The following is a 10,000-nucleotide window of genomic DNA, read 5'->3' on the forward strand; positions in this document are numbered from 1 at the left end:
GTGGCTTTAATTTTTTTATATAAATTTGCATCATAATAAAGTAAACGATTCCGTAAACGTTTTTACTTTTTAAGCTGGTAAATAATAATTTAGGTTATTGATTTTCAAGGGTTTAATTTTTAATTAAAAAGAGTTTTTAAACTCATAACCCGAAGGTCACAGGTTCGAGTCCTGTTCCCGCTACTAAGAAGTGATAATTTCAGCGAGTAAGGTGAGCTCATATCCGCCACGGCGGACACAGGTTCGAGTCCTGTTCCCGCTACTAAGAATTTATTGAATTACAACCGTACATCGCGGGATAGAGCAGTAGGCAGCTCGTCGGGCTCATAACCCGAAGGTCACAGGTTCGAGTCCTGTTCCCGCTACTAAGAAGCTTCACAGAAATGTGGAGCTTTTTTTATAAAGTTATGGAAGAATTTGTGGTTTACATATTATTCTCTGAGGATTATGGTAAAACTTATATTGGTTTTACATCAAATTTGATTGAACGTTTTAAATCTCACAATTATTTGAGTAAAAAAGGTTACACAATCAAGTTTAGGCCTTGGAAAGTTATATATGTTGAATTTTTCTCAACAAAATCCGAGGCTTTAAAAAGAGAAAAGCATTTGAAATCAGGAAAAGGCAGAGAGTTTATAAAAGAAATAATTTCTAAACTATAAGCTCGTCGGGCTCATATCCGCCATGGCGGACACAGGTTCGAGTCTCCGTTTTTAGCGGACTACTAAGAAGCTTCACATTTCTGTGAAGTTTTTTTATTTGTAATTAATTCATTAACAAATGATTATGGTTGTAATTGTTTTTGTTTTTCTTGCTTGATTAAATAATAAAACACTACTTTTGCACCTTTATTTTTAAAAATTATGAATCCAAAGAAAATTGCCGAGTACAGAAAGTTACTTGATGTTACTAAAACAGCTACGCTGAAAGAATTGAAAACCATTTACAGAAATAGCATGAAGGAAGATCATCCTGATACTATTGCTGATCCAGTGGAGCGTTTAGCTGCTGAAGAAAGAAGTAAAAATATTATTGAGGCATACCATTTTTTGGTTAGTATTGCTCCTGAAACTCAAGAGAAAAACAAAGAAGTTTATCAAAAAATTACTTCAACTGTAAATATCCAAGATTTCTATATGGATAATGGGGTGTTGTATATTTCATTTTTAGATGGAAGTAACTACGAATATTTCAGCGTGCCAAAAGTAACGTACATTAAAATGGTAAATGCTGAGTCTCCAAGTCGTTTTGCGAGAAGACACATTTATAATGAGTTCTTATATCGCAGTGCAAGCAAAATAGTTGCAGAATAAACAATTATTAAATTTTTTCCTATATTTGATATACTAACCAAAAACTATATCAAGTATGGAAATTAATTTTTTAGCTGTTTTAGTGGCAGCACTCTCAAGTTTTGTTGTTGGATTTGTGTGGTATAATCCTAAAGTTTTCGGAACGATTTGGATGAATGAAGTCGGGATGACTGAGGAAAAAGCCAAACAAGGAAATATGGCAAAAATTTTCGTATTAACATTTGTATTTGCCTTTATGTTAGCTTTTATAATGATGCCAATAACGATTCATCAATTCGGTGCTTTAGGAATGGTTGGAGGAGATGAAACAAAAGCATTGCCTTCTTATGCCACTTTTATGGCAGATTATCAAGATGCCTTCAGAACTTTTAAGCATGGTGCTTTACATGGATTCATGGCGGGATTATTTATTGCTTTACCAGTGGTGGCAACGAATTGTTTGTTCGAACAAAAATCATTTAAATACGCAGCTGTAACTTCTGGTTATTGGATTGTGGTAATGACCTTAATGGGAGCTATCATTTGTGGCTGGAAATAAATTGAATTTTAACATTTAATTATATAGGAATCGCTCTACTTTTGTGGAGCGATTTTATTTTTACCTTGGACAAAATTTCATTTAAAATATACAATTCGGTTAAAGATTTACCTGCTCTTTGGGATATTGTAGCCCAGAGTAACATATTTCTGCAAACACCTTACTTAACTGTGTTAGAAGAATCGGCTCCTGTAAATATGGAGTGTTTTTATATTGGAATTTTTGAAAATTCAGAATTGATAGGTGTTTCTTTGGCGCAATATTTAGATTTGAATAAATTAGAATCTTTTGGAGAGCGCGATAAATCGTTAAAAATTGCAATTCGTAATTTTATCTTTAAAAATTTTGCATCTCATACTTTATTTTTAGGGAATAACATGATTACAGGTCAAAATGGTTATGTGTTTTCAAAGGAAATCGACTTCAATCATATAAGTGAAATTCTTTTACAAAGTGCCGATGAAATCACGTTGTACTTCAAGAAAAAAGGAATTTCAATTCACTTAGTTTCCTTCAAAGATTTTTACGATCATTGTTCGGTAGAGTTGAAAAAGTATCGTTTTTCAAATATTTACGAATTCAATACACAACCCAATATGATTTTCTATTTGGATGAAAATTGGAAATCCTTAGACGATTATGTGGCTGCACTTTCCAAAAAATACCGCGATCAATTTAAAAGAGCTCGAAAAAAGTTCGATGGCATTCAAATGAAGAATCTTTCTTACGAAGAAGTACTTCAAAATGAAGGAAAGATATATGAGTTGTATCATTATGTTGCCAAAAATGCACCTTTCAATACGTTTTTCTTATCTAAAAATCACTTTTCTACCTTAAAAGGACAATGCGGGAATCGATTCCAAATTTTTGGTTATTTTCTAAATGAAGAGTTAGTAGGTTTTCATACTTTGTTACTAAATGATGAAACTTTAGAAACCTATTTCTTAGGTTATAATGATCACATTCAAAAAGAAAATATGTTGTACTTAAATATGTTGTACAACATGACGGAATATGGAATTGAAAACGGATTTAAGCGAATTATTTTCGGTAGAACAGCTCTAGAAATTAAAAGTTCTATCGGAGCAACACCTGTTCAAATGTCCGGTTTTATCTACCACAACAATAAATTAATCAATCGATTTATTGGTAAAATCTTCAGAAATTTAGAGCCAGAATTACATTGGCAACAGCGTCATCCTTTTAAATAAAATACGGCATATTACGTATATAGGCATAAAACTAAAAAAATATATTTGTAAAGTTTTAATAATTAAATCTTTACGATATGCGATTAACTTTTACCCTCTTAACCTTTTTGTTGGTTTCCGCTTTTGGATTGGCACAGAATGTAAAATTCAATGATACTTTTGATGATGATAAAAACACTTGGTCATCCAATTCTGATGGTTTTGTAACATCTGTTAATAAAGGAAAATTAACAATGGAGAACAACCATGAAAAAAACTCAAAATGGATTTGGAAAGCAATTGTTAATGATGGTACCGCTACTGATTTTGATGTTGAAGCTACTTTAATTTTGGATAAAACACCAAATGAATATGCTACGTATGGTTTAGTTTGGGGAATGTATAGCGATAATTCAGATTACCGAGTTGTGCAGTTATCAGCCAATAAACAACTTCAAATTTATCATTATTATGGGAGTGATTTCCATTACGATAAAAAATGGGAACCTTCAAAACAAGTGAATGGTAAAGACAAGAAGAACAAAGTAAAAGTAGAAAAAAGAGCAAATATTTATAAAGTGTTTATAAACGATGAATTGGTTTTTCAAACAGGAAATAATTCTTATTACGGAGGTAGATTCGGATTTATTGTAGATGCAGGGGTTACGCTTTTAGCTGAAGATTTTAAGGTAATTGAATATCCATCTTCAATTAATGTGGTGAAAGAATTTAATTCGAATTTAAAAATGCTAAAATTACCAGAAACAGTTTCTAGTACAACGATTGAAGAAACAAATCCAGTAATTTCTGCAGATGGAAACATCTTGTATTTTGATAGAAAAAATAATCCATCTAACGTTGAAACCGATAAAGACGATATTTGGTATTCGGTTAAAGATAGAAATGGAAAATGGGAACAAGCAAAAAATATAGGAAGACCATTAAATAATAAAGATTATAATTTTGTAATTTCTTCATCTCCAGACAACAATACGCTTCTGTTAGGTAATAAATATGCATCAGATGGAGTTTCTCCAAATGGAGCAGGGGTTTCAATAGCTCAAAAAGGATTGCGTGGATGGGAAATTCCAAAAGATGTGGTAATAGAAGATTATGTAAATAAAAATGATTATGTGGGGTATTTTCTTTCGAGCGATAACAAACATTTACTTATGTCTGTGGAGCGTCCAGAAGGATATGGTTTAAAAGATATTTTTGTGAGTTACGTAAAAGAAGATGGTACATTTTCAAAACCAAAAAATTTAGGGAATGTTGTAAATTCATTCGAAGATGAAACCAATCCGTTTTTAGCTGCCGACGGAAAAACACTTTATTTTGCAAGTAAAGGACACCCTGGCTACGGATATTACGATTTGTTTGTAAGTAAACGACTAGATGATTCTTGGACAAATTGGACAAAGCCCGAAAATTTAGGAAATATCATCAATTCTCCAGGGTATGAATTAAGTATTTTTCTTTCAGCAAAAGGGGATAAGGCTTATGTAGGTAGAGAGCAAGACATTTGGGAAATTGATAATACCGTAAAACAAGATCCGGTGGCTTTAGTCAAAGGAAAAGTATACGATAGCAAAACGAAAAAAGTAATGAGTGCTCTAATTGTTTACAACGCACTTAAAACCAATAAAGAATTAGGAACCGCTATTTCAGATCCATCAACCGGAAGTTATTCCATCGTATTACCTTATGGCGAAAAGTACAGTTTTATGGCGGAGAAAGAAGGATATTACGCCGTTACCCAAAACGTTGATTTATCAGATTTAAAGGAATACAAAGAAATCGAAGTAGATTTATATTTGAACCCAATTGAAAAAGGAGAAATCATTCGATTAAACAATATCTTCTTTGCTTCAGGAAAATACGAATTGTTAGCAGAATCGTATGGTGAATTAGATAAATTACTTCAGGTTTTAAAATCAAATTCAAAAATGAAGATTGAAATTTCAGGTCATACCGATGCTGTTGGAGCGGATGCAGATAACTTAACATTATCTAATAATCGTGCTAATGCCGTTATGAATTACTTGTTAGGAAAAGGAATTGCAAAAGACAGATTGTCTGCAAAAGGATACGGAGAAACAAAATTCATTGCAACAAACGATACCGATGAAGGCAAACAATTGAACCGTAGAGTAGAGTTTGTAATTCTTGAAAAATAATTCAGGTAACTTTTCTATCTTCGTGTAAAATTTAAATCATGGCACGAACAAGTTCTACCGAAACCGCAATAAAAAATATGCTTATTCCATTAGTACAAGCGATTGGACGTTCGGGAAAGTTAATTTATTTGTTGATTTTGTTGATTGTTGGGTTTTTAGCGTATCAGTTTTTTACTAAAAAGGCAAATACCACAACTATTGAATATGACACCAATTTAATTCAAGTTCAAATTAAAAACGTTGGAAAATTAGTAGTAACCGAAGGACATTTTGCAGAAGTTTTAACATACAAAGACAAAAAAGAAACCTACATTCCAGGTTTGTCGTTTGATAAAAAAGCATTGGTGGTAATTAATGCCGATGTTACCGTTGGCTTCGATTTAAGTAAAGTTACCTATGATATTGATGCAAAAAATAAAGTTTTAACCATTACAAATATTCCAAAAGAAGAAATTAAAATTAGTCCTGATTTTAAATATTATGACACCGAATCCTCAACTTTCAATGAGTTTACGGGTGACGATTATAATAAGATAAATAAAATTGCTAGAGCCAATTTGTTGAAAAAAATCGAGAAATCTACCTTAAAAACAAATGCTCAAAATAGATTGTTGAGCGAGCTTTCTAAAATGTTGATTATAACAAATTCTTTAGGTTGGACATTATCATACAAAGGAAATGTCGTAAAAAACGATAAAGATTTAGAACTCAAAATCATCAATTAAATACGCATTTATTCGTATTGAAAAAACCAAGTCATTAAGTCAAATTTGTAATTGATTTAATGACTTTTTTTATGGATAAAATAATAGTAGTGGTTTTGTGCTTATTATTGCTCTTAGCGATAATTTTAATAATTGCTAACAAACGAATTAAGCAAATGCATTATCATAAGATGAAGCAATTAAAAGAGGTATTTAATAGTTTATCAAGTAAGCAGGAAATATTGAATCATAAAGCCTCCATTTCAACTGATTTTCAATCCAATTATAAATCCGATATGAAGAAATTGAGCGAAGAAATTTTTGTGCTTCAAAAAAGAATATTCGAATTACTTACAAAGAAATAATTTAGTACTTTTAGTATATAAAATCCAAATGATGAACAAATATTTAGTCATAGTCTTATCGTTGTGTTTTCAGTTTGTAAATGCACAAAAAGAGCCTAATACGACTTATCAATTTCTAAAAAAAATAGACGACATCAATTATTTGAACGATGCAAAAAACAAATCGGCTATCGATTCTTTACACTTGATAATTGATAAAAATTCAAACGATACTATAAAAGGATATTTCTACAGAATTGAGGCTAAATTTTTGATCAATCAATTAGAACATGATGCCGCTTTAAAAAGTTTGGACAAATCCATCGCTTTTTACAAAAACGCTAATCATTCATTGGGAATTATAAAATCTATGATGAACAAAGGCGGTGTTTTGTATCAAAAAGGCGAAGCAAAAAAAGCAACGCAAGAATATGTCAATGCTTTAGCAATAGCAGAAAAAAAAGGATATAAAAATGAAATTGCAGCTTTGTACAAGAACATCGGACTCGTTTATTATTCGCAAGGAAAAACAAAAGAAGCTTTGGCTTACAACAATAAAGCTTTAGTTATTTTTAATCAATTACAATCTAAAAAAGATATTGCAGCAACTTATGTCAATATCGGAAATTGTTATTTCGACGATTACCAACCTCAAAATGCTTTGTTGAATTATAATAAAGCCTTGGAATTATCAAAAGAAACAAATGACAACCAAACGATTGCGAAGTTGTATAATAACATTGGTTCGGTTTACATCAACGATTTGCAAGACACCATCAAAGGAATCGATTATTTGTTAGATGCTTTAGCCATAAAAAAACAGATGAACAACCAAAACGATTTGATTATTCAATACAACAACATTGCAGCGGTTTATTTAGATATTAAAAAATACGATTTAGCGCTGAGTTATAATGATAAAGCCTTTGAATTGGCTTCTAAATCGGGAAATCTGGAAGAATTAATCAATGTTTATGATACGTATGCATTAATTAATTCGGCAAAAAAAGATTTTAAAAAAGCCTACGATTATCATAAACTGTATTCAAAAGCAAAAGATTCTTTATTGAATATTGACAATTTAAAAGCAGTCGAAGAAATCAATACCAAATACCAAACCGCTGAAAAAGAAAAGCAACTGTTACAAAAAGAAGCCGAAGCCAAAAAGAAAACCACAACTATAATTATTCTTTCGCTATTAGCCTTTTTCATTGCGATTGTTGGGTTTTTAATTTACCGTCAACAACGTTTGAAAAATTTGCAACAAAAGCAAGAATTTGAATTGCAATCGGCTATTGCACAAATCGAAAATCAAAATAAATTACACGAACAACGTTTGGCGATTTCAAGAGATTTGCATGACAATATTGGAGCGCAATTGACATTTATTATTTCTTCGGTTGAGAATTTGAAATTCGGATTTCCAACAATGGAGAATTCGATTAAAAATCATTTGACGAAGATTAGCGATTTTACGAAAACTACGATTGTAGAACTTCGCGACACGATTTGGGCTATGAATGCTAACGAATTTACGTTTGACGATTTAAGTTCCAGAATTTATAATTTCATCGAAAAAGCGCAATCGGTAAAAGAAAATACAGCGTTCAAATTTTCGGTTGATGACAGTTTAAAAAACAGTAAGTTTTCCTCTTTAGAAGGGGTTAATTTGTACAGAACCATTCAAGAAGCGGTGAATAATGCTATTAAATATGCTGATGCAACCGAAGTGTCAGTTCAAGTAAAACCAAATGAAAACGGAATTACAATTGAAATTTCAGATAACGGAAAAGGTTTTGATATCGACACAATCGATTTAGGAAACGGAATTGTAAACATGCAAAAACGTATCGAAGAAATTGGTGGTGTTTTTAAAATCCAATCCGAACTTAACAAAGGAACTCAAATCACAATTTCTCTAAACAAATAATCCATGATTAGAATTGCCATAGTTGACGATAATACATTTCTTCAAAAAACCATTCAAGATAAATTGAGTTTTTTCGCAGATGTTGAGGTGCGTATGAAAGCCATTCACGGACAAGATATCATTGAAAAATTAGAAAAAAATCACAATCTCGATTTAATTCTGATGGATATCGAAATGCCAAAAATGAATGGTATCGAAGCAACGGCAATCATCAAATCAAAGTTTCCACAAATCAAAATCATCATGCTAACGGTTTTTGATAACGATGAAAATATTTTCAAAGCCATAAAAGCAGGAGCCGATGGTTATTTTTTAAAAGAAGTCAATCCACAAGAATTGTATAACGGAATTCAAGAAACCTTATCTGGTGGCGCAGGAATGACGCCTTCCATTGCATTAAAAACACTAAAATTATTACGTGAACCTTTAGTTTTTGATGATTCAATCACCAAAGAAGAAATCAGTTTAACTTCAAGAGAAATCGAAGTTTTGGAGCAATTAAGCAAAGGATTAAAATACAACGCCATTGCCGAAAACTTGTTTTTATCACCAGGAACAATTCGTAAACATGTGGAGAATATTTACACTAAACTTCAAGTTCACAATAAGTTGGAAGCCATTCAAAAAGCAAAAAACAACAAGTTGATATAATCAATATACGAATTTCTACGTATTTCTTTACGTACGTCTACCGCATAATTTTACTTCATAATTAAGAACAAAAAATGTTTTACTAATTCTGAAGAAATTATGAAAAAACTACCTTTATTTTCAATACTTATTTTGGCTTTTGCTTTTCAAAATGCAACGGCTCAATTAGACAAATTAGCCATAAAATTCAATACGGGAATGTCGTTCTCAAAACCTGGAGACGATTTAGGCGAAGTTGCCGACAAAGGAAAAGCAATGCAATTATTTGCCAGTTTAGAAGGTTCGTATCATGTAAATTATACCAAAAACACCAAATTCGGTTTCAAAGGAGCAGCTGTTATTGGTCGAGATTGGGCTAACTTTTTAGCGGCTGACAGAAGTACCGAATTAAAGGTTGGGGTTACAAGTGCCAAGTTAAGAGTTTATCCACTTTCTTATAACGGTCATATCGATGATGGTTTAGAACAATTACTTTCTGACGATTTGCCGTTAATGGTTCAAATTCCGGTTTATATTGGTATTTACTCGGTTTTTAATAGTTTACACTTTGATTATGGTGTTGGAGCTGGTAAAATTCTAGAAACGGCTTACGTGGATGAAGTTAATTTTCAAGATGAAACGGTAAAACGTACTATGAAATATTTTGGTTGGGGATTTCAGCCACAAATTTTTCAATCCGATTCAGAAAAATGGTCGTGTAATGCAGTTTTCGATTTTGGAAAATATTCATGGAAAAATGCAAACGGAGGAACTTCTTCTTTTAAAAGCAATCACGTAGGTTTTGGAGTTCAATATAACTTCTAAAAAAATATAAAAATGAAAAAAATAATCACAATTATAGCCGTATTGGTAGTAAGTTTTACGAATGCACAAATTGCAAAATACAAAGCTTCTGATTTTAATTTAACTTCAGATGTAACAAAATACGAAGAGAAAGAGTTTTATTTTGATTTCGAATTAAATAAATATAAGTTATCAAATACAAGAACGATTTATTTAGAAAAAGGTTTGGTTACAAAAATCGAAAACATGTCTAATTATTTCATGTACATGGAAGGAACGAATACGTTTAATTATAAAAACGGATTACTGCAATCGATTCATATTAAAACACAATTAGGCGAATACACTGAAAACTACGTGTATAAAAATG

At 31.5% G+C, this 10,000-nt stretch carries 11 protein-coding genes and 1 tRNA gene; all 12 read left to right on the forward strand.

Features of this window, described 5'->3' with window-relative positions:
• Window positions 1-292: 292 nt before the first annotated feature.
• Window positions 293-365: transfer RNA gene (locus LDL23_RS11770), tRNA-Met, on the forward strand.
• Window positions 366-407: 42 nt separating this feature from the next.
• A complete protein-coding gene (locus LDL23_RS11775) occupies window positions 408-662 on the forward strand; it encodes a GIY-YIG nuclease family protein (RefSeq protein ID WP_291265872.1) in 255 nt (84 codons plus the stop codon).
• A gap of 201 nt (window positions 663-863) precedes the next feature.
• Window positions 864-1,313: a KTSC domain-containing protein gene (locus tag LDL23_RS11780; RefSeq protein ID WP_026724150.1), complete on the forward strand. Its 450-nt coding sequence runs from the start codon at window positions 864-866 to the stop codon at window positions 1,311-1,313.
• Between the two features lie 55 nt (window positions 1,314-1,368).
• Window positions 1,369-1,851: a DUF1761 domain-containing protein gene (locus LDL23_RS11785; protein ID WP_291265873.1), complete on the forward strand. Its 483-nt coding sequence runs from the start codon at window positions 1,369-1,371 to the stop codon at window positions 1,849-1,851.
• A 65-nt stretch (window positions 1,852-1,916) separates the two neighbouring features.
• Window positions 1,917-3,062 carry a GNAT family N-acetyltransferase gene (locus tag LDL23_RS11790; RefSeq protein ID WP_291265874.1) on the forward strand — a complete coding sequence of 382 codons (1,146 nt, stop codon included), beginning with the start codon at window positions 1,917-1,919 and terminating at the stop codon, window positions 3,060-3,062.
• Between the two features lie 77 nt (window positions 3,063-3,139).
• On the forward strand, window positions 3,140-5,218 hold the full coding sequence (locus tag LDL23_RS11795) for an OmpA family protein (protein ID WP_291265875.1): 2,079 nt from the start codon (window positions 3,140-3,142) through the stop codon (window positions 5,216-5,218).
• Window positions 5,219-5,256: 38 nt separating this feature from the next.
• A complete protein-coding gene (locus LDL23_RS11800) occupies window positions 5,257-5,943 on the forward strand; it encodes a DUF4230 domain-containing protein (RefSeq protein ID WP_366935490.1) in 687 nt (228 codons plus the stop codon).
• Window positions 5,944-6,014: 71 nt separating this feature from the next.
• A complete protein-coding gene (locus LDL23_RS11805; protein ID WP_291265876.1) occupies window positions 6,015-6,287 on the forward strand; it encodes a hypothetical protein in 273 nt (90 codons plus the stop codon).
• A 31-nt stretch (window positions 6,288-6,318) separates the two neighbouring features.
• Window positions 6,319-8,196 (forward strand): sensor histidine kinase, encoded by a 1,878-nt coding sequence (locus LDL23_RS11810; protein ID WP_291265877.1) that lies wholly within the window; start codon window positions 6,319-6,321, stop codon window positions 8,194-8,196.
• A 3-nt stretch (window positions 8,197-8,199) separates the two neighbouring features.
• Window positions 8,200-8,847, forward strand: a complete 648-nt coding sequence (locus tag LDL23_RS11815; RefSeq protein WP_194093161.1) for a response regulator transcription factor — start codon at window positions 8,200-8,202, stop codon at window positions 8,845-8,847.
• 99 nt (window positions 8,848-8,946) lie between these two features.
• Complete coding sequence (locus tag LDL23_RS11820; protein WP_291265878.1) at window positions 8,947-9,651, forward strand: hypothetical protein; 705 nt, start codon at window positions 8,947-8,949, stop codon at window positions 9,649-9,651.
• Between the two features lie 12 nt (window positions 9,652-9,663).
• A partial coding sequence (locus LDL23_RS11825; protein ID WP_291265879.1) for a hypothetical protein occupies window positions 9,664-10,000 on the forward strand: 337 nt, incomplete at its 3' end.

Origin of the sequence: Flavobacterium sp., from assembly GCF_020217025.1 — a bacterium.
Classification (GTDB): domain Bacteria; phylum Bacteroidota; class Bacteroidia; order Flavobacteriales; family Flavobacteriaceae; genus Flavobacterium.

Excerpts from the sequence above, each read along its gene's own strand:
- LDL23_RS11775 (WP_291265872.1), top strand. The coding sequence starts at position 408 with ATGGAAGAATTTGTGGTTTACATATTATTCTCTGAGGATTATGGTAAA.
- LDL23_RS11780 (WP_026724150.1), top strand. The coding sequence starts at position 864 with ATGAATCCAAAGAAAATTGCCGAGTACAGAAAGTTACTTGATGTTACT.
- LDL23_RS11785 (WP_291265873.1), top strand. The coding sequence starts at position 1,369 with ATGGAAATTAATTTTTTAGCTGTTTTAGTGGCAGCACTCTCAAGTTTT.
- LDL23_RS11795 (WP_291265875.1), top strand. The coding sequence starts at position 3,140 with ATGCGATTAACTTTTACCCTCTTAACCTTTTTGTTGGTTTCCGCTTTT.
- LDL23_RS11800 (WP_366935490.1), top strand. The coding sequence starts at position 5,257 with ATGGCACGAACAAGTTCTACCGAAACCGCAATAAAAAATATGCTTATT.
- LDL23_RS11805 (WP_291265876.1), top strand. The coding sequence starts at position 6,015 with ATGGATAAAATAATAGTAGTGGTTTTGTGCTTATTATTGCTCTTAGCG.
- LDL23_RS11810 (WP_291265877.1), top strand. The coding sequence starts at position 6,319 with ATGAACAAATATTTAGTCATAGTCTTATCGTTGTGTTTTCAGTTTGTA.
- LDL23_RS11815 (WP_194093161.1), top strand. The coding sequence starts at position 8,200 with ATGATTAGAATTGCCATAGTTGACGATAATACATTTCTTCAAAAAACC.
- LDL23_RS11820 (WP_291265878.1), top strand. The coding sequence starts at position 8,947 with ATGAAAAAACTACCTTTATTTTCAATACTTATTTTGGCTTTTGCTTTT.